A 21,562-nucleotide genomic window follows, 5' to 3' on the forward strand; every position below is an offset into this window, starting at 1 on the left:
CTCGATTATGACCATCGACATCAAAAAAATCGCGGAAATGGATCGAAACGCCGTTCTGCATCCCTTCACCCAGCTGAAGGATTTCGCCAGCGGCAAACTTGGTGAACCGACCATCGTTGAAACCGGCAAGGGCATCCGCATTGAGGACGCCCACGGCAAGCAGCTGATCGATGGCTTTGCCGGACTTTATTGCGTCAATGTCGGTTATGGCCGCACCGAAGTGGCGGAGGCCATTTCCCGTCAGGCCTATCGGCTTGCCTACTACCACTCCTATGCCGCCCACACGACGGACGAACTGGCCATCCTCTCCGACCGGCTGGTGAAGATGGCGCCGGGCAAGATGAGCAAGGTCTTCTACGGCATGTCCGGCTCGGATGCCAACGAGACCCAGGCAAAGCTCGTCTGGTACTACAACAACCTGCGCGGCAAGCCGCAAAAGAAGAAAATCATTTCCCGCGAGCGGGGATATCACGGCTGCAGCGTGGTTTCCGGCTCGATGACCGGCATGAGTTTTTATCACGACCATATGGACCTTCCGCGCGCAGGTGTGCTGCACACCGGCGTTCCGCACCATTATTGGGGCGCGGAAGCCGGTGAAACCGAACTCGAATTCTCAAAACGGCGGGCCGATGAACTCGAAGCCCTCATCCTGCGCGAAGGTCCCGACACAATAGGCGCCTTCATTGCCGAACCGGTGCTCGGCACCGGCGGCATCACGCCGCCGCCGGAAGGTTACTGGCCGGCGATACAGGATGTTCTGAGGAAATACGATGTCCTGCTGATCGCCGACGAGGTCATCACCGGCTTTGGCCGCACCGGCTCCATGTTCGGTTCGCAGCACTACGGCATCGAGCCGGATCTGATTACCGTCGCCAAGGGCCTTACATCCGCATATTTCCCGCTCTCCGGCGCCATCGTCGGTGAGAAAGTCTACAAGGTGATGGAGGAAGGCGCCGATCGCGTCGGCGCCTTCTCCCACGGCTACACCTATTCCGGCCATCCGATCGGCGCGGCCGCAGCAAACGCCGTGCTCGACATCGTCGAAAAGGAAGACCTGCCGGGCAACGCACGGGCCGTCGGCAGCTATTTCCAGGAGCAGTTGAAGACGAAGTTCGCCCAGCTTCCAATCGTCGGCGAAGTGCGCGGCGTGGGCCTGATGGGCGCGATCGAGTTCGTGGCGGACCGGGAAAAGAAGACACGTTTTGCCCCCCATCTCACGGTCGGCGCGCGCGTTTCAAAGGCGGCACGCAACGGCGGCCTTATTGCGCGCGCCATGCCGCATGGCGATATTCTGGGCTTTGCACCGCCACTCGTCACAACGAGGGCGGAGGTGGACGAGATCATCGCCATTGCCGAAGCCGCCGTTCGCAGCGTCATGGATGATCTGGTACGGGCCGGCGAGAAAATCTGAGACGATCCGCTCCGCAGCGGCTCCCGCCATCAATGCCTCTTTGAGCGGCACGCATACGACGATTGCGCTTATTCACAGTGCAATCGTCGCCGGTGATGCATAAGGCTTCATCTTTTCGAAGAACCATGCATAATGTCATGAAATTATGGTCGCCAAAAACGAGACAATTTCATGCGTCGTCAAGCCAATCCGCTCAGCCTCGATCCGGTTCCCGCATCGAAACCGGTGGCCTGGCGACCGACCCTGACCAAGCAGAAGGGCGAGACCAAACATTCAGCGCTCACGGAGCGCATCATCGCCGATATCGATGCCGGCGTCCTGAAGCCGATGGACCGCATGCCGACCCACCGCGATCTGGCGCGCGAGCTCGGCCTTTCCGTCCAGACCGTCAGTCTCTCCTACAAGGAGGCGGAACGGCTGGGTTATCTCAGCGGCGAAATCGGTCGCGGCACCTTCGTCAAGGCGCGGGTGACAGACCGCGCGGGCCGCATGATGCTGGATCACAGCCCGACAGAGGTGCTTGACCTCTCCATCATTCGCGGCGTTTATCTCGAGGAACATGAGACCGCCTCGCGCACTATCCTGCGCGAATTGGCGGATGGCGACAACTCAGGCTTCATGCGCCCCTGCCGGCCGGTCGCGGGTCTCGACAGCCATCGCGAGACCGCCCGCATCTGGCTTGGCATGATGGGCGTGACCGCCGGGGCGGAACGCATCCTCGTCACCAACGGCGCGGCGCACGGCATTTTCCTCGCCCTGAGCTGCATCGTCCGCTCGAACGACGTGGTCCTCTGTGAAAACCTGACCGACCATGGCATCATCGGACTTTCGAATATTCTGGGCTTCAGCCTCAAGGGGCTGCCCACCGATGCCGAGGGTATTCTGCCCGATGCGCTGGAGGCAGCCTGCGCGGCGGGTGGTGTGCGCGCACTCGTCCTCATACCCACTCTCAACAATCCCACCGGCCATGTCGCGGGCGCGGAGCGCAGGCGTGAAATCGCCGCGATTGCAGAGCGACACGGTGTCTTCGTGATTGAAGACGAAGTTTATCGCCCGATGATCGAGGACGGCTTGCCGTCCATTACCGAAATGCTGCCCGATCTGGGCTTTTTCGTTACCAGCTTCACCAAGACGGTTCTGACCGGGCTGCGCGTCGGTTATCTCGTCGTGCCGCCAGCCTACTCCATCCGCGCCGCCTCGATCCTGCGCGTGTCGAGCTGGAGCGGAACCTATCTGACGGCCGAAATCGCCACCCGCTGGGTGGAGAACGGCACGGCGCGGCGGTTGCTGGATGTTCAGCGCGCCGAAGCGCGGGCAAGGCAAAGGATTGCGACTGATATACTCGGCGACCATATCGCCTCGACCCACCCCCTCTCCTTCTGTGCCTGGCTCAAGGTTCCGCCACGCTGGACGGAGGATGGTCTGGTCCGTTCCCTGACCAACCAGAACGTCGCGGTCACCCCGTCCGAGCCCTTCGTCGCCGGCCCCGGCCATGGCGGCGGCATCCGCATATGCCTCGGCGGGCGTCTCAATCATCCCAGTCTCGTCAAGGCGTTGACCACCGTGCGGCAGGCCTTCGAGCAACTGCCGCCGGTCTACGATATCGGTTCAATCGGCTGAGGCTATCTGCCGAAAATCATTGAATCATTACAATATAATAATTGACATGATTTTACTTCGCTCTCAACATGACAATCATGAAGAGCGAAAACCTGTCCATATCCGCCGAGAAAAACCCGCCTCCGGTCTCACTGGCCGCGATAGAGCGGGCGGCAGTGCGACTTGCCGGACAGGTGGAGCGCACCCCGCTGGTTCGCTCGGACGCACTTTCCGAGCGCTGTGGCAATCCTGTTCATCTCAAACTTGAAACCCTTCAGCCCATCGGCGCCTTCAAGCTGCGCGGCGCGATGAACGCCATACTGTCACTTGACGAAGAGGTACGCAGACGTGGCCTCGTCACCGCTTCCACGGGCAATCATGGCCGGGCCGTGGCCTTTGCCGCGACTAAACTCGGCATTCCCGCCACGATCTGCATGTCGGCGCTGGTGCCGGCAAACAAGGTCGAGGCAATCCGTGCGCTCGGTGCGGAAATCCGGATCGTCGGCAGATCGCAGGATGACGCACAGGAGGAAGTGGAACGCCTAGCCAAAAGCCGTGGCCTGACCGCTATCCCGCCTTTCGATCACGCCGACGTCGTGGCCGGCCAGGGCACCATTGGCCTCGAAGTCGCCGAAGACATGCCTGAACTGGCAACAATTCTCGTTCCTCTATCGGGCGGTGGCCTTGCGGGCGGTATCGCCGTTGCGGTGAAGGCGTTGAAGCCAAGGGCACGGGTCATTGGCATTTCCATGGAGCGGGGTCCGGCCATGCATGCGTCGATTAAAGCCGGCAGGCCCGTCTCGGTCCGGGAGGAAGAAACGCTGGCGGATTCGCTGGGCGGCGGAATTGGACTGGCGAACCGCGTGACATTCGCGCTTTGCCAGGCGCTTCTCGATGAGATCGTGCTGGTATCCGAAGATGAAATCGCCGATGGCATCCGCCATGCGGCGCGTGAGGACGGCTTGACGGTGGAAGGCGCAGGCGCCGTTGGCTTCGCCGCAATCCTCTCCGGCAAGATCACAATCAGCGGCCCGACCGCCCTCATCGTGTCGGGCGGAAATATCGATCCGGCGGTGCACAGGACGATCATCGACGGGGGAACCGCATGAGCCGCATCACCATCCTGACCGAAAAAGACCTGCGGGCTGTCGTGAAGCTCGACCTCTCTGCCGTCGACTGCGTGGAGCGGGCCTTTGCGGCGCTCGCCACCGAGGCTGTCGCCATGCCACCGATACTGCGGCTCGATATTCCCGAGTTTCGCGGCGAAGTGGATGTGAAGACGGCTTATGTGCCGGGCTTTGACGGTTTCGCCATCAAGGTCAGCCCCGGTTTCTTCGACAATCCGAAACTCGGTCTACCCAGCCTCAATGGCCTGATGATCCTCTTCAATGCAGAGACCGGACTGGTGCAGGCCCTTCTCCTCGATAACGGCTATCTTACCGATGTGCGCACCGCCGCAGCCGGTGCCGTCGCGGCGCGGCATCTGGCCCGCAAGGACGCTTCCGTCGCCGCGATCTTCGGGGCGGGCATGCAGGCGCGTTTGCAGCTTGAAACCTTGATGCTGGTGCGCCCGATCAGATCGGCGCGAATCTGGGCGCGGGACCACCAGAAGGCTGAAAGACTTGCGAACGATTTCGCCAGCGAACACGGCATCGAAGTTACCGCCGTGGCCGATCCGCAGGCCGCCGCGCGGGGCGCCGATATCATCGTGACAACGACACCCGCCGAAGAGCCGATCCTGCTTGCCGACTGGCTGGAAGAAGGCCAGCATCTGACAGCCATGGGATCGGATGCCGAACACAAGAACGAGATCGATCCAGCCGTATTCACCAGAGCGCGCTATGTCGCGGACCGCATCTCGCAGACCCGTATTCTCGGTGAGTTGCATCACGCCATCGCCGCCGGGCGCGCCGCGTCGGATCAGCACTTCGCCGAACTTGGGGACGTCATTGCCGGCAAGGTACAGGGCCGCGTGTCGAACAAGGACATCACCTTTGCCGATCTGACCGGCACCGGCGTGCAGGACACGGCTATCGCCAATCTCGCCTTTGCCCGCGCAAAGGAAGCAAAGAGCGGTCAAACCATCGAAAACACCGTAAAAATGGGAGACGCAGCGTGAGCGTAACGCTGAACTTTACGCGCGAGGAATATGCCGCGCGCCTGTCCAAAACCCGCAATGCCATGGAAAAGGCCGGGATCGACCTGCTTGTCGTCACCGACCCGTCCAACATGCATTGGCTGACCGGTTATGACGGCTGGTCCTTCTACGTCCACCAATGCGTGCTGGTGCCGCCGGAGGGCGAACCGATCTGGTACGGCCGCAAGCAGGATGCCAACGGCGCCAGGCGCACGGCCTATCTCGCCCATGACAATATCATCGGCTACCCGGATCACTACGTTCAATCCACCGAACGGCACCCGATGGATCTGTTGTCTGAGATCATCGAGGAGCGCGGCTGGTCCGGCCTGACGGTCGGCGTCGAGATGGATAATTATTATTTCTCGGCCGCCGCCTTTGCATCGCTGCAGAAACATCTACCGAACGCGCGCTTCAAGGATGCCGCCGGTCTCGTGAACTGGCAGCGCGCGGTGAAAAGCCCGACAGAACTCGACTATATGCGCAAGGCCGGCAAAATCGTCGAGCTGATGCACAAGCGTATTGTCGATGTCGTTGAGCCGGGCATGCGCAAATGCGATCTCGTGGCCGAAATATACGATGCCGGCATTCGTGGCACCGCCGAATTCGGCGGCGACTATCCCGCCATCGTGCCGCTGCTTCCTTCGGGCGCCGACGCGTCCGCGCCGCATCTGACATGGGACGACAAGCCGATGCGCTCAGGCGAAGGCACTTTCTTCGAAATCGCCGGTGCTTACCGCCGTTATCATTGCCCGCTGTCGCGCACCGTCTTTCTCGGCAAGCCGACACAGGCATTTCTCGACGCGGAAAAAGCAACGCTTGAAGGCATGGAAGCCGGCCTTTCCGCAGCCAAGCCCGGCAACACCTGCGAGGACATCGCCAATGCCTTTTTCGCAGTCCTTAAAAAATACGGGATCATCAAGGACAATCGCACCGGCTATCCGATCGGCCTTTCCTATCCGCCGGACTGGGGCGAGCGCACCATGAGCCTTCGCCCCGGCGACCGCACGGAACTGAAACCCGGCATGACATTCCATTTCATGACCGGCCTCTGGCTGGAAGACATGGGCCTCGAAATCACCGAAAGCATCGCCATCACAGAAACCGGTGTCGAATGCCTCTCCAATGTGCCGCGGCAACTCTTCGTGAAAGGCTGAGACGATGTTGAAGACCGCGCTTCGCCCCTCGCCGATCACGCCCTCCGTCGATTTTGACGCGAAGGGTGTGCAGCATGGTCATCTGCGGCTGCCATACAGCCGCGATGACAGCGCCTGGGGTTCGGTGATGATCCCGATCTGCGTCATCGCCAATGGCGAAGGGCCGACAGCCCTTTTGACCGGCGCCAATCATGGCGACGAATATGAGGGACCGGCGGCGCTTTTCGAACTCGCCCACGCGCTCGATCCGGCAGACGTGAGCGGGCGCGTCATCATCGTGCCGGCGCTCAACTATCCGGCCTTTCGAGCGGGAACACGCACCTCGCCCATCGACCGGGGAAACCTGAACCGCAGTTTTCCCGGCCGCCCTGACGGCACGGTGACGGAGAAGATCGCCGACTACGTGACCCGCCATCTGATACCGCATGCGGATATCGTTCTCGACTTCCATTCCGGCGGCAGGACGCTTGATTTCCTGCCTTATGCCGCAGCCCACGAATTGCCCGACAAGACGCAGGAAGCCCGGTGTTTTGAAGCGGTGGCGGCTTTTGCTGCCCCCTATTCGATGAAGATGCTGGAAATCGATGCCGTCGGTATGCTCGACACGACAGTCGAGGAGATGGGCAAGGTCTTCGTCACCACCGAACTCGGCGGAGCCGGCACGGCGAGCGCCAAATCGATCGACATTGCCCGGAAAGGCACCGTCAATCTGCTGCGCCATGCCGGCATCCTCACCGGCGCACCGGCACCTGCGCCAAGCCGCTGGCTGGACATGCCATCCAGCGATTGCTTCACCTTTGCCGAAGACGACGGGCTCGTCGCCTTTGTCCGCGATCTGGGAGACGCGGTCACGGCGGGTGAAACAATCGCCCGGGTTTATCCCGTCGGGAAAACCGGCCTCGCGCCGGTCGATTACCGCGCCTCCATCAATGGCGTGCTTGCCGCCCGCCATGTGCCCGGCCTGATCAAGGCCGGCGACTGCCTTTCCGTCATCGCCACGGTCACGGAGAATACCTAGCCATTAGAAACATCGTGAGATCCGAAAACGGACCACGCAACCCAACCAGAGGAGTAAGAACATGCGTATGACCAGACTTGCCGGGCTTTCCGCCCTCGCGCTTGCCATCGGTGTGACGTCAGCCAGCGCCCTGACTGTCGAGGAAGTCAAAAGCCAGGGCTACATCCGCGCCGCCACGGCCAATGAAGTGCCCTATTCCTACATGCAGCCCGACGGCACCTCCGCCGGTATCGGCCCCGATGTGGCCAATGCGGTTCTGAAATCGATGGGCATCGAGGAGGTCAACTGGACGGTGACGCCCTTCGGCACACTGATCCCCGGCCTCAAAGCCCGTCGCTTCGATTTTGCGGCCGCCGAACAGAACATCTCGCCCGAGCGCTGCAAGCAGGTCGCCTTCACCGAGCCGAACTCGTCCTATGGCGAAGGCCTGCTGGTGAAGAAGGGCAACCCGAAAAAGCTCACCACCTATGCCGATATCGCCAAGGACCCCTCGTTGAAGGTGGCCGTCGTGTCGGGTGCCAACAATGTCGACTTCCTGCGGGCGGTCGGCGTCAAGGAAGAACAGATCGTCTTCATCCCCGCTAATGCCGATGCCATTCCGACCGTCCAGAGCCGCGCCGATGCTTATGCAGCCACGGAACTGACGGTTTCGGAACTCGCCAAGGGGCAGGCCAATGTCGAGCAGGTCGAGCCTTTCACCGATCCTGTCGTGAAGGATGCGCCGGTGCGCAACTACGGCGGTTTCGCCTTCCGGCCGGAAGACAAGGAGCTGCGTGACGCCTTCAACGCCGCGCTCGTCGAATTCCGCAAGACCGACGATTACAAGAAAATCCTCGCAAAATACGGTCTGTCCGAACAGAGTATCGCGGCAGCAGCCGAAAAGAAGGTCGCCGATCTCTGCGCCGGCAAATAATGCCAGCCGGCGTCCGGCCATAACCGGGCGCCGTTCCTCGGGAACTCGGGAAAACGCCAGATGGACATGACCGCTTACCTGCCGATGTTATGGCAAGGCGCCGTCGTCACCATGACGATTACGCTCGCAGCCCTTGTCGTCGGCACGGTGCTCGCCTTTTTCTTCGGCATTCTGCGCGTCGAGGGTGGACCGATCCTGTCGGCCATCGCGCTCTGTTACACGGAAGTGTTTCGCGGCACCTCGCTGCTGGTCCAGCTTTTCTGGTTCTATTACGCGCTGCCGCTGGTCGGGCTGAGTTTCGATCCGATCACCACCGGCGTACTGGTGCTCGCCGCCCATGCCGGCGGTTATGGCGCCGAGATCGTGCGCGGCGCGCTGTCTTCCGTTTCGGTGCAGCAGCTGGAGGCCGCACGAGCGCTGAACTTCACGCGGATGCAGACGCTGTTTCGCATCTCGCTGCCGCAGGCCGTTGTCGAGATGATGCCGGCCTTCGGCAATCTCGCCATCGAAACGCTGAAGCTTTCCTCGCTCGTGTCGCTGATCTCGATTGCCGACCTCACTTTCGCGGCGCAGTCGATCCGCAACCTGACGCTGGATAGCGCCAGCATCTATTCGGTCACGCTGCTTTGTTATTTCGCGATGTCGCTGATCCTGATGGTCGTCATCCGGGTGATCGAACGCTTCGTGCGGCGCGGCAACGTCTTCCCGCGCACCCGCCATTCGTAAGGATATCTTCTCATGATGTATGGTTACGAATGGGACACGACCACCTGGCTCACCTACACGACCTCCATCCTGCCGATCATCCTGATCGGGCTTACGGTAACGCTGAAGGCCGCCGCCGCCGGTTTTGCCATCGCACTGGTTCTGGGGCTCGTCTTCGCGCTGCTACGCCGCAGCCGCGCAAAGATGATCTCCTGGCCGACCGCGCTGATTGTCGAATTCCTGCGCGATACGCCGCTTCTGGTGCAGCTGTTCTTTCTCTATTACGTGCTGCCGGATTTCGGCATTGTCCTGCCGGCGTTTCTCACCGGCGCGCTGGCGCTCGGCCTGCAATATGCCGCCTATACGTCCGAGGTCTATCGCGGCGGTATCGAGGCGGTGCATCATGGCCAGTGGGAAGCGGCGACTGCGCTCAATCTCACACGCATGCAGACCTACAGGGATATCATCATCCCGCAGGCCATTCCACGCATCGTTCCGGCCATGGGCAACTATCTCGTCGCCATGATCAAGGAAACGCCGGTGCTTTCCGTCGTCACGGTTCTGGAAATGATGGGCCTTGCCAACATGATCGGCGAGCGCACCTTCGAATATCTGGTGCCGCTGACGCTTGTCGGCCTGATCTTCCTCCTTCTGACCATAATCTGCTCGGCAGGCCTCAGCCGCCTGCAAAGGGCGCTTCCGAAAGCAGGAATACCCTTGCGATGACCAACAATACCAACCAGCCGCTGATCGAATTTTCCGATGTCACGAAACGCTTCGGCATTCTGACGGTGCTCGATCAGTTCAATTTCAGCGTCTCAAAGGGCGAAAAAGTCACCCTCATCGGTCCCTCCGGCTCCGGCAAGTCGACGGTTCTGCGCATTCTCATGACGCTGGAACCGTTCCAGGAGGGAAAATTGACGCTGGCGGATATGTCCTACCATGAAGAAGGAGCCAAAGGCCCGTTCAAAGCCTCTGAAAAACATCTGCGCCAGATTAGGAACCATGTCGGCATGGTTTTCCAGAGCTTCAATCTCTTTCCCCATATGACCGTGCTTCGCAACATCGTGGAAGCGCCGGTGCGGGTGCTGGGCATCGCTCGGGGAGAGGCTGAGGCGCGTGCAATCGAATTGCTGAAAATGGTGGGGCTGGCGGACAAGAAGGATCATTATCCGGTGCAGCTTTCCGGCGGCCAGCAGCAGCGTGTCGCCATTGCCCGCTCGCTTGCCATGCGCCCGCGTGTCCTGCTTTTCGATGAGCCGACCTCGGCACTCGACCCACAGCTGGTCGGCGAAGTGCTCTCCGTCATCCGCGGTCTGGCGCACGAACATGATCTGACGATGCTCCTCGTCACCCATGAGATGCGCTTTGCCCGGGAGGTGTCCGATCGCGTCTGCTTTTTCGACAAAGGCCGTATCTGTGAACAGGGAACGCCGGAGGAAATTTTCGGCGAACCGAAGGAAGAGCGAACCCGCGAATTTCTTTCCTCGGTTCTGCGGTAAAGGCGCACTCCAAACACCGGGCATCTGGCACAAGGGTGCCCGGATCAGGATGATCGTGCGGATTGCCTGAATGTCTTGACGTGGTCGATCAGCGCCCGGAGTTTGGGCGCCAGATTGCGCCTGCTGGGATAATAGAGATAGAAGCCGGGGAAGTAAGGCGAGTAATCTTCCAGCAGCGGCACCAGTTCTCCACGATCGATCCAGCCGCGGAATGTATCTTCGATGCCGAAGGTGATCCCTGCCCCCGCCACGGACAACCGGATCATCAACGCCATGTCATTGGTCGTGATTTCAGGTGCGACGGCGACGCTGAATTCGCGCCCTGCTTCCGCAAATTCCCAGCGATAGGGTGCGCTGCGTGGGGCCGGTCGCCAGCCTATGCAGCGATGACGGGCCAGTTCCTTCGGATGGGAAGGCTTGCCGTTTCGCCCGAGATAATCGGGTGAACAGACGGCCAGCTGCCGCACATCCCCGGATATGGGCACGATGATCATGTCCTCATCGATCACCTCGCCCAGCCGCACTGCCGCGTCATATCCTTCGGCAACAATGTCGAACTCCTCATCGGTTACCACGACATCGATATGGACGTCCGGATAGTTGGCCGTGAAACCCGCGAGAAGCGGGCCGGACAGGAAGCCTTCGGCAATGGAGGAAACGGCGAGCCGCAACAGCCCGTTCGGCCTCTCGCGCAATTCGCCGGCCTGTTCCACCGCCGCCAGCATCTCGGTTATGGCGGGAGCAATATTGGCATAAAGGCCCTCACCCGCCTCCGTGAGACTGACACTGCGGGTGGTGCGTAACACCAGCGCCAGGCCGAGCATTTCCTCCAGCCGCCGAATTGTCTGGCTGACGGCGGAACGTGACACCCCCATGCGGTCGGCAGCGGCACGAAAACTCTTCAGCTCCGCCACCAGCGCAAAGACCGAAAGAGCGTTCAGATCAGGCGTCATTGGTTAGAAATCCTTACCATAATGGAAACCAATAGGTATCTTATCTCAACAATAGCACCTGTCTATCTTTCGAGTAACCGCAATAGAGCAGCGGTTTCAAACAGGAAGGAAAGACCCATGAACAAGGTTGTTCTCATAACAGGAGCATCCAGCGGCATTGGCGCGGGTATTGCGCGCGAACTTGGCAGGGCGGGTGCGAAGCTCATGCTCGGCGCCCGCCGCACGGAGCGGCTGGAGGAGCTGGCACAGGAAATCCGGGAAGCGGGCAACGGCCATGTGGCAGTCACCCGGCTTGATGTCACTGACCGCGCGGACGTGGCGCACTTTGCCGATAAGGCCCGCGAAGTCTTTGGCCGCGTCGATGTCATGATCAACAATGCCGGCGTGATGCCGCTTTCCCTGATGGCCTCGATGAAGGTCGATGAATGGGACCGCATGGTGGACGTCAATATCAAGGGCGTGCTGCACGGCATCGCCGCCGTTCTGCCGGAAATGACGTCGCGCGGCTCCGGCCACATCGTCAATATCGCGTCCATCGGCGCGTTGTCGGTGGTGCCAACCGCCGCCGTCTACTGCGCCACGAAGTATGCCGTGAGGGCAATTTCGGAGGGTTTGCGGCAGGAACGGCCGGATCTGCGTGTCACCTGCATCCACCCCGGCGTGGTGGAAAGCGAACTGGCCGAAACAATCACCGATCCCGCAGCCGCGGAAGCCATGAAGACCTATCGCGCCATCGCGCTGAAGCCCGATGCCATCGGTCGCGCGGTGCGTTTCGCAATCGAACAGCCGGATGACGTCGATCTGAACGAGATCGTCATTCGCCCGACAGCTGCCGCCTGAGGAGAAGACAGATGAAACACATGACGATACCCATGGCCGCCGCCCTGGCCATCCTTACAGGAACAGAAACCCGCGCCGACTCCGCTTCGCCGCAAGTTCATCCCTATGTCGGAATGTGGGTAACGGGTGACGGCCACATCCGTCAGGAGCTTTTGGCCAATGGGCGCTATGATGAAGCCCGCGGCAACCGTAAAAGTGCCTATCAGGGCCGCTACGTTGTGACCGGCAATCACATCAACTACTGGGACGACACCGGCTTTACCGCGGATGGAGAGTTCATAAACGATGTCCTGCACCATGGCGGGATGATCTTCTATCGGGAACGGTGAAGCACAATTGCGACGATGGATCGCGCCTGGCGCGGTCCATCACCAAGACTTGCGGCATCGCCTTGCATTTTTCGAGCGTCATCCGTGGCGTTTGGGTAGACCATCAACATATTGTCGTACAGTCGGCGCAGTCGCGAGGGAGAGTGACATGAAGACGGACTGGGATGTAATCAGGAATATGATGAATGCAGCACTCAATGCCTGCGAGCGCATTGAGGCATCAGGATATGTTGAAACCGACCGCGATGCCACGATCGATATCGGCGGCCAGCAGGTTAGCGTTCATGATATGCTCGTGAGCGCATGGACCTATCCCGAGAGCCTTCGTTATCAGATTATACGCGAACGCCACGAAGCAGGGGCTGACCTGCCATATGTACCGGAAACCGCACGGATTCTGCTGGCGATGTCCCAAGCGGCGGCTGAACTGGTGAACGCGGGTAACATCAGGCCTGCCGAAGGCAAAGTTCGCGACATGATCACCTGGTTCGACAGCCACCTCGCTCCAGGTATCGAAACGGCAACGGCTGCTCGTCGAAAATCATGACACGGATCGAAACCGATCCGCCATGAGGCAAAAGTCATTCGGCCTTGCGCGCGAGCAGGCGTTGTTCTTCCGCAGCCGAAAGTGGCCCGCCGGCTTCAATCGATGCCAGATAGGCGTCGATCGTTTCCTGGGAGGACGCCGGAACATAACCGTCGGCCCGGGGGGATGACAGTGCGAGACGCGTTATCCACGTGTTGCCCGATCTGCACGCAATGGCCGTCGTGCTGTCTTGCTGCCGTTTCAATTCGTATTCCCGGCAGAGTTCGCCCCGGCCATCGACAAAGCTTGAGACAATGCGGAGCGCTTCGGACTGGCCGAGTGCGGTATCACTGCCGGACGGCTGGCGATCGAGTGCGGCAGATAATGTGTGCTCGAGAGACAGGCCGGGCTCGATACTTCCACGCCCCGCCATGAAGCCGCCGATGCCGGTAATGACAGCAAGTATGGATGCCGCAACAGGCATCAACCAGCGCTGTCCCCGACGAGGTATCTCCGGCTTTTCCCGTTTATGGAAAGCGATGACGTTGTCGTCTTCCGAACGGGAAGCGTCGACTTCGGCCTTTTCGACCATGCGGCGCACCGATGCGGCGAGCGCGTCCGGCACCGGTTCGTCGATCAGCGGCTTCATGGTGGCGGCAAGCGCCGTCCGCGTGTCGAGAAAAACGGCGAGGCGTTCGGCGAGCGCTTCATCGCTTTCGAGCGCCTTTTCCAGACGAAAGCTGGTTGCCTCGTCGAGTTCGCCATCGGCAAATGCCATCAATGTCTCGTCGTCAAAATGTTCCATAATCATGCCACGCCGCCTTTCGTATCGGACGAACGTTTCTCCCCGAGACTTATTCCTGTCAGTTCCGCCAGATGTTTGCGCGCCCGCGCCAGCCGGCTCATGACCGTGCCGATGGGAATGGCGAGAACATCGGCCGTATCGCGGTAACTCAGCTCCTCGATACAGACGAGAACCAGCACTTCGCGCTGTTCTTCCGGCAGTTTCTGCAAGGCCGTTGCCACCTCCATCAGCTCCATGCGGGCATGCGCCGCCGCCTCTCCCGAAGGCACCGATACATCATAGGCCTTCTCGATCTCCTCCTGCGGACCAGCGGTCCGGGCGCGGCGAAGATGATCGATCCAGAGATTGCGCAGGATACGAAACATCCAGGCATCGAAACGGGTATCGGGCACAAAACTGTCGGCAGCAACGATTGCCCGCTCGCAAGCGGCCTGCACGAGATCATCGGCCAATTCGCGTGAATGGCAGAGCGAAATCGCAAATCGACGCAGATTGGGCAGGAACTCGACCAGCCTCTGCGGCACTGTGGGCATTTCATTCGTCATGCGATTTGTTTGGCACGGAACGGAATAATCTGTCGAGACAAACGTCTACCTGAGGTAACATTCCCATACATGTTCGGAATCTTTCGAGCGTATTTTCTACCGGAGATAGTCTTTTGTCGAAGATTGCACCGTTTCGTTTCGGGTTTTGCACCATTATCCTCATCGCCGCCGGTTCAGTGACCGGGCTACCGCTGCTGCAATCGGCGGGCGTGGTCCCCGGTATTGCGGCAGCACTCGCCGACGATGATGACGATGGCGGCAGCGATGACGACGATGGTGACGGTAGCGGGTATGGCGGCTTTTCCGGCGGAGGAAACCGCGGCAGTGACGACCGGCGTCCGCGCGGCGATCTGCGCTCGCTTTTCGGCTGGCCATTCCAGCGGGCGGAACGCAGGCCGCCGCCCCGAAGGGCCGTGACCGTTCCGGATCGTGCGCCCAGCGAAATCCTGGCACTCGGTCTCGACGAGACATCGATTGCAAATCTGGCGCAGCAAGGGTTTGTCGCCGATGAGCGAATAAACGTTGCGCTAACCGGCAGCGAGTTGGTCAAGCTGACGATACCACGGGGCATGACGCTGGAGACCGCACGACAGGCCGTCATCGCCGCAGCTCCCGCCGCATCCGTGGATTTCAATCATTTCTATCGGCCCGAACAGAAGGAAGCCTCCTCCTGTTCGGGTGATGGCTGCAGGCTCGTCAGGCATATGGTCGGCTGGCCTCTCGATGGCAGTCAGGATCAAACGCCGAGCTGTGCCGCGCCATTGCCGATCGGCCTCATCGACACCGCCATAAACGCCGGGCACGCATCGCTTGCCGAGGCCACGATCGAGGTCGTGCAACTGGGCGATGATGCGAGATCGCCCTCGGGCGAACAGCATGGAACCGCGGTTGCCGCCCTTCTGGTCGGGGCTGCGGGCAGCCGAGCGCCCGGCCTCCTCCCGTCCGGCCGCCTTGTGGCGATAGATGCCTTCCAGCGATATCGCAGAACGGCCGATATTGCCGAAACATACGATCTCATCCGGGCAATTGACGTGCTGGCCGAGAGAAAAATCCGGATCGTCAACCTCAGTCTGAGCGGACCGGCGAACGCGCTGCTCGAAAAGGCGGTGCGCGCGACAATCGACAAAGGCACGATCCTGATCGCCGCAGCCGGCAATGAAGGCCCGAACGCCAAGCCGGTCTATCCCGCGGCCTATGCGGATGTCATCGCCGTGACGGCCGTGGACAGAAGCATGAAGCCCTATCGGCGCGCCGTTCGCGGTGATTATGTCGACATTGCCGCGCCTGGCGTCGGCGTATGGACCGCCGCCTCCATCTCTGGCGGCAGACAGAAGAGTGGCACATCTTTCGCCGCGCCTTTTGTGACGGCCGCGGCCTCGCTGCTGCTGGGCGCAAATCCGGACATGCGGCCGAACGATCTGGCGGATGCGCTGGCACGCTCGGCAAGCGACATGGGTGCACCGGGCAAGGACGCGATTTTCGGCTGGGGCCTGCTGAACGCACGATCCTTGTGCCAAAGCTGAGTTCGCCGGTGTCGTTTATCGTCTGGCCTCGTTCATACGCGCCCGCAATGAAAATGCCCGGCACAAGGCCGGGCATGAACATTAGATTTTGATGCGGGATATCAATCGTCGTCATCATCGTCGTCGTCGTCATCGGAGGAACCATCACGGAACCCCCGCCATCCATCATTGTCACCACGATAGCGGCGACTGTAACGACGATCATCGTCGTCATCATTGTCATCATCCACCAGGACGATGTGTGAGCGCACGGTAAGCTGCGGCGGCATCGGCGTGGTATGCGCCGAAGATGCCGCAACTGTGAGGGTCACCGTGGCAAGTAGCGCCGCCGCGCCTGCGGCAAAAATCGAACTCATGGCTTTTCTCCTTCCATGTCTGGTGTCGGTACATGCCGATGAACGCGACTGCCGCGGCTTTATTCCGTGGAGTGACAATTTCCCCGGACCACCCTGCATTTAAAAACTCACTTTGGCTGGGAATAACCACCGTCATCGAACGTTCATATTCCCACACGGGGAGTTTTGAGCCGCCCGGCGGCCTCCCGATCCGAAACCGCCCTCTGATGACGGCGCAATTCAAAGGAGGCCGAGTGGTGGCGCACCTCATGTCCTTGCCCACGGCAAATCCAAAGAAAGAACTGGCGACAGTCGCCGTAACCGAGACAACCGTTTCCATCCGGCGCCTCAGACAGATCGTCGCAGCGCTGCTGACTGTCTTCGCTGCCGTGCTGATCTTCCTTGCAATCGACGGCCTGACAATGCCGATGCGGGCAACGCTGTTCATCTTCTTCTCGGCCATCACCGCATGGACGGTGCTGGAACTACCCGAAACGCCGGTTGCCCTGACCGGAGCCATCGCCCTTGCCGTCGTCGGCGCCATACCGGAAGATTTGGTTTACCAGTCGCTCGGCAATGACATCATCTGGCTTCTTCTGTCTGCCTTCGTGATTGCCGGCGTATTGAGGAATGTGGGTCTCATCGAGCAGGTGACGGTGCGTCTGATGCCGAAAATGCGCAGCATACGCTCCATGTTCTGGATGCTGACATTTCTGACCTTCGCGACTGCTTTCGTCATTCCCTCAACTTCAGCCCGGGCCGCGATCCTCATGCCGGTCTATCTCGGGCTCTCGAGCGCAATCGGCAACAGCCGGATCTCGCGCGCCCTCGGCCTGCTCTTTCCCACGATCATCCTCCTGTCGGCCGGCGCATCCCTGATCGGGGCCGGAGCGCATCTGATCGCCGCCGGTTTTTTGTTCCGCCTCACCGGAACTCAACCGGATTTCATTGGCTGGCTAGTGCTGGCCGGCCCGTTTTCGCTCATCACCTGCCTGTTCGCCTGCGCCATCCTGCTGCATGTGTTTCTCACCAGAGAGGAACGCGACATGGCCCCGGACAGCAAAGCGGGGCTGACACGTACCCTCCCCTTCTCCAGAGAACAGGTCGTCGTCGCGGGGGTGGTCTGCCTTACCGTCCTGATGTTTTCCACCCAATCCATTCACGGTATCGGGATGGCACTGACCGGCATGGTGGCAGCCCTTGTACTCTGCACACCGAACGTCTCCGGCATGACGTTGAAGGCGGCCTTGAAAACCGTCGAGTGGAACCTGCTTCTTTTCATGGCGGGCACCCTCGTCATCGGCGAAGCGCTGATCGAGACGGGAACGGCGCAGATGCTGGCCGACCGGCTGGTGGCCGTTTTCCGCCTAAGCATGATCACCGCACCGGTCATCATCATCTCGTTTGCCGTGATCGTCGCCGCCATTTCCCATCTGGTGATCACCTCGCGCACGGCACGGGTAACGGTTCTCATTCCCGCCTTTGCGCTGCCTTTGTCCGGCCTTGGCGTGGAACCGGCCGTGCTTGTGATGGCGGTGACACTGGCAAGCGGCTTTTGCCAGATGACAATGGTATCGGCAAAACCGGTGGTCCTGTTCGGTGGCCTGGAGCCCGCGGCATTCACGCAAGCCGACCTGCGCAAGCTTGGTTACTTCCTCCTGCCACCCTTCATATTTCTACTCATCCTCTCGGCCACATTTCTTTGGCCGACGCAGGAAATTTTACGGAAAAACTAACACAAACAGTGACTTGCAACAAATAAAAGGCCGCGACATGCGGCCTTTTATTATTTATCCGACTAAATTTTTCAATCACCGGAATAAGCATCGGGCCAGCACGTTTCCCCAATGTCACATAACTGTCATGAAAGGATCGTCCCATGCCCTTCCGCGTTGTAGTTGCCCCCTCTGGTTTCAAGGAAAGCCTGTCAGCCGAACAGGCCGCCGACTGCATTGAAAAAGGTGTTCTGCGCGCATTCCCCGGCTCTGTTGTGGTCAAGGCGCCCATGGCCGACGGCGGCGAAGGTTTTACCCGGGCATTGATCGGCGCCACCAATGGCACCATCCACCCGGTGACGGTGACCGGCCCGCTTGGGCAACCCGTCCCGGCCTTTGTCGGGTTTCTCGGCGGATGCGCCGAGCCGACGGCGGTCATCGAAATGGCCGCGGCCGCCGGCCTCAGCCTTGTTCCGCGCGATCGCCGCAACCCCTGCCTGACCACCAGCTATGGGGTCGGCGAACTCGTGCGCGCCGCGCTCGACCGTGGCGCAAGACGAATATTGCTCGGCTGCGGCGACAGCGGCATCAATGACGGTGGTGCCGGCATGGCGCAGGCACTGGGCGTTCGACTGCTCGACGCCGCCGGCCGCGATCTTGATCGCGGCGGCGCGGCATTGACAAAACTGGACCGCATCGATCTCGGCAACCGCGATCCGCGCCTGTCCGGGGTGCGCATTGATGCCGCTGTGAACTGGCACAACCAGCTTCTCGGAGAACGTGGTGTCGCCCGCATTTTTGGCCCACAGAAAGGCGCGACGCCGGAACAGGTGGAAGAGCTCGCTGCGGCGATGGAAATCTATGCCGCCCGCATCAAGGACACCACAGATATTGATGTCGGCTCTGCACCAGGTGCCGGCGCATCCGGTGGCCTGGGTGCGGCAGTCCTCGGCCTGCTCTGCGGCAAGCTTCATCCCCGCTACGATATCGTCATGCAATATCTCGATGTCGACGACTATCTGCGCAACGCCGACCTCGTGATCACCGCAGAAGGAAGCCTTGATGGCCAGACCCCCTTCGGCAAGGTTCCTGCCGAAATCGCCCGTCGGGCCAAGGAAGCCGGCGTTCCCGTCGTTGCCCTCGCAGGTACGATCGGCAAGGGAGTGAGGCTCAATTTCGAGTGCGGGATCGATGCTTTCGCCTCGATATTGACCCGGCCATGCTCCCTTGAGGATGCAATATCACTGGCACCCAAGCTTCTGGCCCGCGCAGCGGAGGATGCTGTCAGGATGATCATGATCGGTATGAACCTGCGACTGCCGATGGGAAAAGTGGGCTAACACAGGAACCAAGGGCTTCCGTAGGCAGCGACCGAAATCACCCGTGGGCAACTGATATCCTGATCCCAAAAAAGGCTGTAGCCGGTCGGGACCGTGTTGCCGACCAGGATTAGATTGTTCGTGCCGTGGACAGGATAAATAGGTGTGCCGGCCATCCCTGTTGCGACCGTCGTCTGTAGGTTCCTTATGATCATCCGGATGTCGGGATCCAGCGAGGTGAGGCAGCATTTCTGGCGACGACAGCATCATGGCCATCGAAGGTGCGAGCCTCATGACGGCGTCTGGTTTCGAAGGCACGCCCGCAATCATTTTCAGAAACCGTTGCGGGCATGCCGCAGGCTTCAGCACTTGAAATGGTCCCGCGTCCGAAACAATTGGGAATTCGAGAAATAATCCCAGCTACATGCCCGATCAGCGCGAGCGCATGTCTCGCGCTGATCGGGACTTACATCACTTGCCCGGCAGGCTTTTGATCGCATCGAACACGCGAGCCGTATAGGTCAGCGCAGCGCCGGCATTAAGCGAGATAGCCACGCCGAGGGCCTCGGCGATCTCTTCTTCGCTGGCGCCCAGTTCGATGGCCTTCTTGGCATGAACGGCGATGCATCCGTCGCAGCGGGTCGTGACCGCAACCGCCAGAGCAATGATCTCGTGCATCTTCGGCTCAAGCTTACCGGTCTTGTTGCCGCTGGCTTCCATGATGTTCAACCCGCGAAGAACATCGGGGCTGAGCTTTGCGAAATCGCCGACGCGGCCGATCAGGGCGTCGCGGTATGAATTCCAGTCCTGCATGTTGCTCATGAAAGCCTCCTACTGGCGGCCGGCGGTGACGCCGCCGTCTACGGGGAGGATCGTGCCGGTGATCCATGATGCCTGTTCGGAGGCCAGGAAAAGGATCGCTTCGGCGACGTCGCGCGGCTGGCCATTACGACCGAGCGGATGAAAGGCATTAAAGGTCGGCAGAACCTGTTTGACCTGATCGTCCGACAGGAAGGTGTTGTAGACCGGCGTTTCGACAACGGCCGGAGCGACGGCATTGATGCGGATATTATAGGGCGCAAGCTCTATGGCAAGGTTGCGAACCATGGCGTGGACGCCGGCATTGGCTGCGGAATAGGCTGCCGATGGCGTCGCGCCAATCGCCTGGATCGCCCATAGGGAACCGGTCTGGACGATCGCTCCACCCTTGTCCTTCATCGCCTTCGCGGCAGCCTGTGCCGTGAAGAACTTGCCCTTCAGGATCGTGTCCAGATACCAGTCATAATCCGTCTCGGTCAGTTCAAGGAACGGTTTCGGATTAAAGACCCCCGCATTGTTCACCAGAATATCGAGCTTGCCGAACGTCGAAACCGCGGTATCAACGAGCACGGCACCGGTCTCCGGCTTTGCGATGTCACCTGCAGACACGACGACATTCTGCCCGCTCGGATCGATCTCCTTCGCGGCAGCCTCCAGTTTTGCCAGATCGCGACCATTGATGGCGACCTTTGCGCCCTCCGCCAGGAATCGGGCCGCAGCTTCCTTGCCAATGCCTGAGCCGCCGCCGGTGATCGCAATTACCTTGTTTTCAAAACGCATTCTCTGTCTCCTTATTGTCTATCTAACGTTAGATAGGCAACCTACTTATGGATTGCGTTTCGCGGATGCAAGCCCTATCTAACATTAGATAGAGAGGATTTTGAAAATGACCGACACGACAGCTGCAATTCTGGATGCTGCGGAGAGACGAATTCGAAGCGGCGGCTACAGCGGTTTCAGCTTCAGGGACGTGGCCGCAGATGTCGGCGTGAAAGCCTCTTCCGTCCATTACCATTTTCCGGCGAAGGAGAAGCTCGCCGCGGCTGTGGCCAAACGTTACACGGACCGTTTCATGGCTGCCGTGGACGCCGAGATCGATCGGGGAACGGGTGCCATCGAAGCCTGGAAGCGGACCTTTTTCACCGCTTTGCGGCGTGACGGGCGCATGTGCCTGTGCGGCACGCTGGCGGCGACCGCACACGACCTGCCGGAAGAGGTGCGGATGGAAGTGAAACGTTTCTTCCTGCTGGGCATCGAAAAACTAGAGGCCGCCGGCCTCGGCAGGGACAAGGCGTTTCATGCGCTGGCGACGCTGGAAGGCGCGATGCTGATCGCAAACGTTCTGGAGAACCCGTCAATATTCGAGAATGGCAGCGCTGCTCTCGTATGAGAACATGCGACGGCCAGGGAG

General features: G+C 60.3%; 23 protein-coding genes. 17 read left to right on the forward strand and 6 right to left on the reverse strand.

Going from position 1 to position 21,562, the window contains the following annotated elements:
* Positions 1-7 precede the first annotated feature (7 nt).
* From N434_RS14395 to ehuA, 10 genes are all read left to right on the forward strand, one after another.
* The gene (locus N434_RS14395) at positions 8-1,411 is read left to right on the forward strand and encodes an aspartate aminotransferase family protein (RefSeq protein ID WP_110758923.1); all 1,404 of its coding nucleotides are present in this window, start codon (positions 8-10) and stop codon (positions 1,409-1,411) included.
* A gap of 171 nt (positions 1,412-1,582) precedes the next feature.
* Positions 1,583-3,031, forward strand: coding sequence for a MocR-like ectoine utilization transcription factor EhuR (ehuR, locus tag N434_RS14400; RefSeq protein WP_110758805.1), 1,449 nt, complete (start codon positions 1,583-1,585; stop codon positions 3,029-3,031).
* Between the two features lie 68 nt (positions 3,032-3,099).
* A complete protein-coding gene (eutB, locus tag N434_RS14405; protein WP_181423978.1) occupies positions 3,100-4,119 on the forward strand; it encodes a hydroxyectoine utilization dehydratase EutB in 1,020 nt (339 codons plus the stop codon).
* The gene (eutC, locus tag N434_RS14410; RefSeq protein WP_110758807.1) at positions 4,116-5,129 is read left to right on the forward strand and encodes an ectoine utilization protein EutC; all 1,014 of its coding nucleotides are present in this window, start codon (positions 4,116-4,118) and stop codon (positions 5,127-5,129) included. Before eutB ends, eutC begins: the two co-directional genes overlap by 4 nt.
* Positions 5,126-6,304, forward strand: coding sequence for an ectoine hydrolase DoeA (gene doeA, locus N434_RS14415; RefSeq protein ID WP_110758809.1), 1,179 nt, complete (start codon positions 5,126-5,128; stop codon positions 6,302-6,304). The genes eutC and doeA overlap by 4 nt, the downstream gene beginning before the upstream one ends.
* 4 nt (positions 6,305-6,308) lie before the next feature.
* A complete protein-coding gene (gene doeB / locus N434_RS14420) occupies positions 6,309-7,322 on the forward strand; it encodes a N(2)-acetyl-L-2,4-diaminobutanoate deacetylase DoeB (RefSeq protein WP_110758810.1) in 1,014 nt (337 codons plus the stop codon).
* Positions 7,323-7,383: 61 nt separating this feature from the next.
* Positions 7,384-8,235: an ectoine/hydroxyectoine ABC transporter substrate-binding protein EhuB gene (gene ehuB / locus N434_RS14425; protein ID WP_110758812.1), complete on the forward strand. Its 852-nt coding sequence runs from the start codon at positions 7,384-7,386 to the stop codon at positions 8,233-8,235.
* 60 nt (positions 8,236-8,295) lie between these two features.
* A complete protein-coding gene (gene ehuC / locus N434_RS14430) occupies positions 8,296-8,961 on the forward strand; it encodes an ectoine/hydroxyectoine ABC transporter permease subunit EhuC (protein WP_110758813.1) in 666 nt (221 codons plus the stop codon).
* Positions 8,962-8,973: 12 nt separating this feature from the next.
* A complete protein-coding gene (gene ehuD, locus N434_RS14435) occupies positions 8,974-9,666 on the forward strand; it encodes an ectoine/hydroxyectoine ABC transporter permease subunit EhuD (RefSeq protein WP_110758815.1) in 693 nt (230 codons plus the stop codon).
* Positions 9,663-10,442, forward strand: coding sequence for an ectoine/hydroxyectoine ABC transporter ATP-binding protein EhuA (gene ehuA, locus N434_RS14440; protein ID WP_110758816.1), 780 nt, complete (start codon positions 9,663-9,665; stop codon positions 10,440-10,442). The genes ehuD and ehuA overlap by 4 nt, the downstream gene beginning before the upstream one ends.
* 44 nt (positions 10,443-10,486) lie before the next feature.
* Here the strand turns inward: ehuA and N434_RS14445 are convergent, their stop codons facing one another.
* Complete coding sequence (locus tag N434_RS14445) at positions 10,487-11,395, reverse strand: LysR family transcriptional regulator (protein ID WP_065117886.1); 909 nt, start codon at positions 11,393-11,395, stop codon at positions 10,487-10,489.
* 117 nt (positions 11,396-11,512) lie between these two features.
* On the opposite strand from N434_RS14445, the gene N434_RS14450 reads away from it, so the two are divergent.
* The 3 genes from N434_RS14450 (at position 11,513) to N434_RS14460 (ending at position 13,111) form a co-directional block, all read left to right on the forward strand.
* On the forward strand, positions 11,513-12,235 hold the full coding sequence (locus tag N434_RS14450) for an SDR family oxidoreductase (RefSeq protein WP_065117887.1): 723 nt from the start codon (positions 11,513-11,515) through the stop codon (positions 12,233-12,235).
* 32 nt (positions 12,236-12,267) lie between these two features.
* Positions 12,268-12,564, forward strand: coding sequence for an Atu4866 domain-containing protein (locus N434_RS14455; RefSeq protein ID WP_286172265.1), 297 nt, complete (start codon positions 12,268-12,270; stop codon positions 12,562-12,564).
* A 148-nt stretch (positions 12,565-12,712) separates the two neighbouring features.
* Positions 12,713-13,111: a hypothetical protein gene (locus tag N434_RS14460; RefSeq protein ID WP_065117888.1), complete on the forward strand. Its 399-nt coding sequence runs from the start codon at positions 12,713-12,715 to the stop codon at positions 13,109-13,111.
* A gap of 34 nt (positions 13,112-13,145) precedes the next feature.
* Here the strand turns inward: N434_RS14460 and N434_RS14465 are convergent, their stop codons facing one another.
* Both N434_RS14465 and N434_RS14470 read right to left on the reverse strand, forming a co-directional pair.
* Positions 13,146-13,901: an anti-sigma factor family protein gene (locus tag N434_RS14465; RefSeq protein WP_110758819.1), complete on the reverse strand. Its 756-nt coding sequence runs from the start codon at positions 13,899-13,901 to the stop codon at positions 13,146-13,148.
* Positions 13,898-14,440 carry an RNA polymerase sigma factor gene (locus N434_RS14470; RefSeq protein WP_065117890.1) on the reverse strand — a complete coding sequence of 181 codons (543 nt, stop codon included), beginning with the start codon at positions 14,438-14,440 and terminating at the stop codon, positions 13,898-13,900. The genes N434_RS14465 and N434_RS14470 overlap by 4 nt, the downstream gene beginning before the upstream one ends.
* Before the next feature lie 113 nt (positions 14,441-14,553).
* On the opposite strand from N434_RS14470, the gene N434_RS14475 reads away from it, so the two are divergent.
* Positions 14,554-15,963 (forward strand): S8 family serine peptidase, encoded by a 1,410-nt coding sequence (locus N434_RS14475; RefSeq protein WP_286172258.1) that lies wholly within the window; start codon positions 14,554-14,556, stop codon positions 15,961-15,963.
* Positions 15,964-16,064: 101 nt separating this feature from the next.
* Here N434_RS14475 and N434_RS14480 read toward each other — a convergent pair whose 3' ends face one another.
* Positions 16,065-16,319, reverse strand: a complete 255-nt coding sequence (locus N434_RS14480) for a hypothetical protein (protein ID WP_110758821.1) — start codon at positions 16,317-16,319, stop codon at positions 16,065-16,067.
* Between the two features lie 248 nt (positions 16,320-16,567).
* Between N434_RS14480 and N434_RS14485 the strand changes: the two genes are divergently transcribed.
* Together N434_RS14485 and N434_RS14490 are read left to right on the forward strand one after the other, a co-directional pair.
* Positions 16,568-18,034, forward strand: a complete 1,467-nt coding sequence (locus N434_RS14485; RefSeq protein ID WP_110758822.1) for an SLC13 family permease — start codon at positions 16,568-16,570, stop codon at positions 18,032-18,034.
* Between the two features lie 143 nt (positions 18,035-18,177).
* Positions 18,178-19,353 carry a glycerate kinase family protein gene (locus tag N434_RS14490; RefSeq protein WP_110758824.1) on the forward strand — a complete coding sequence of 392 codons (1,176 nt, stop codon included), beginning with the start codon at positions 18,178-18,180 and terminating at the stop codon, positions 19,351-19,353.
* Positions 19,354-19,803: 450 nt separating this feature from the next.
* Here the strand turns inward: N434_RS14490 and N434_RS14500 are convergent, their stop codons facing one another.
* Positions 19,804-20,154, reverse strand: a complete 351-nt coding sequence (locus N434_RS14500) for a carboxymuconolactone decarboxylase family protein (RefSeq protein WP_353618483.1) — start codon at positions 20,152-20,154, stop codon at positions 19,804-19,806.
* Positions 20,155-20,163: 9 nt separating this feature from the next.
* Positions 20,164-20,931 (reverse strand): SDR family NAD(P)-dependent oxidoreductase, encoded by a 768-nt coding sequence (locus N434_RS14505; RefSeq protein ID WP_110758827.1) that lies wholly within the window; start codon positions 20,929-20,931, stop codon positions 20,164-20,166.
* A 106-nt stretch (positions 20,932-21,037) separates the two neighbouring features.
* Between N434_RS14505 and N434_RS14510 the strand changes: the two genes are divergently transcribed.
* Positions 21,038-21,541, forward strand: coding sequence for a TetR/AcrR family transcriptional regulator (locus tag N434_RS14510; protein ID WP_065117895.1), 504 nt, complete (start codon positions 21,038-21,040; stop codon positions 21,539-21,541).
* Positions 21,542-21,562: the final 21 nt, after the last annotated feature.

The sequence above is a fragment of the Rhizobium sp. UGM030330-04 genome (genome assembly GCF_003208455.1).
GTDB classification, from domain to species: domain Bacteria; phylum Pseudomonadota; class Alphaproteobacteria; order Rhizobiales; family Rhizobiaceae; genus Agrobacterium; species Agrobacterium rhizogenes_A.

Excerpts from the sequence above, each read along its gene's own strand:
- N434_RS14470 (WP_065117890.1), bottom strand. The coding sequence starts at position 14,440 with ATGACGAATGAAATGCCCACAGTGCCGCAGAGGCTGGTCGAGTTCCTG.
- N434_RS14455 (WP_286172265.1), top strand. The coding sequence starts at position 12,268 with ATGGCCGCCGCCCTGGCCATCCTTACAGGAACAGAAACCCGCGCCGAC.
- eutC (WP_110758807.1), top strand. The coding sequence starts at position 4,116 with ATGAGCCGCATCACCATCCTGACCGAAAAAGACCTGCGGGCTGTCGTG.
- N434_RS14485 (WP_110758822.1), top strand. The coding sequence starts at position 16,568 with ATGTCCTTGCCCACGGCAAATCCAAAGAAAGAACTGGCGACAGTCGCC.
- N434_RS14445 (WP_065117886.1), bottom strand. The coding sequence starts at position 11,395 with ATGACGCCTGATCTGAACGCTCTTTCGGTCTTTGCGCTGGTGGCGGAG.
- doeB (WP_110758810.1), top strand. The coding sequence starts at position 6,309 with ATGTTGAAGACCGCGCTTCGCCCCTCGCCGATCACGCCCTCCGTCGAT.
- ehuD (WP_110758815.1), top strand. The coding sequence starts at position 8,974 with ATGATGTATGGTTACGAATGGGACACGACCACCTGGCTCACCTACACG.
- ehuR (WP_110758805.1), top strand. The coding sequence starts at position 1,583 with ATGCGTCGTCAAGCCAATCCGCTCAGCCTCGATCCGGTTCCCGCATCG.
- N434_RS14465 (WP_110758819.1), bottom strand. The coding sequence starts at position 13,901 with ATGATTATGGAACATTTTGACGACGAGACATTGATGGCATTTGCCGAT.
- N434_RS14395 (WP_110758923.1), top strand. The coding sequence starts at position 8 with ATGACCATCGACATCAAAAAAATCGCGGAAATGGATCGAAACGCCGTT.
- N434_RS14450 (WP_065117887.1), top strand. The coding sequence starts at position 11,513 with ATGAACAAGGTTGTTCTCATAACAGGAGCATCCAGCGGCATTGGCGCG.
- N434_RS14505 (WP_110758827.1), bottom strand. The coding sequence starts at position 20,931 with ATGCGTTTTGAAAACAAGGTAATTGCGATCACCGGCGGCGGCTCAGGC.
- N434_RS14460 (WP_065117888.1), top strand. The coding sequence starts at position 12,713 with ATGAAGACGGACTGGGATGTAATCAGGAATATGATGAATGCAGCACTC.
- ehuB (WP_110758812.1), top strand. The coding sequence starts at position 7,384 with ATGCGTATGACCAGACTTGCCGGGCTTTCCGCCCTCGCGCTTGCCATC.
- N434_RS14500 (WP_353618483.1), bottom strand. The coding sequence starts at position 20,154 with ATGAGCAACATGCAGGACTGGAATTCATACCGCGACGCCCTGATCGGC.
- N434_RS14490 (WP_110758824.1), top strand. The coding sequence starts at position 18,178 with ATGCCCTTCCGCGTTGTAGTTGCCCCCTCTGGTTTCAAGGAAAGCCTG.
- N434_RS14510 (WP_065117895.1), top strand. The coding sequence starts at position 21,038 with ATGACCGACACGACAGCTGCAATTCTGGATGCTGCGGAGAGACGAATT.
- N434_RS14480 (WP_110758821.1), bottom strand. The coding sequence starts at position 16,319 with ATGAGTTCGATTTTTGCCGCAGGCGCGGCGGCGCTACTTGCCACGGTG.
- ehuA (WP_110758816.1), top strand. The coding sequence starts at position 9,663 with ATGACCAACAATACCAACCAGCCGCTGATCGAATTTTCCGATGTCACG.
- eutB (WP_181423978.1), top strand. The coding sequence starts at position 3,100 with ATGACAATCATGAAGAGCGAAAACCTGTCCATATCCGCCGAGAAAAAC.
- ehuC (WP_110758813.1), top strand. The coding sequence starts at position 8,296 with ATGGACATGACCGCTTACCTGCCGATGTTATGGCAAGGCGCCGTCGTC.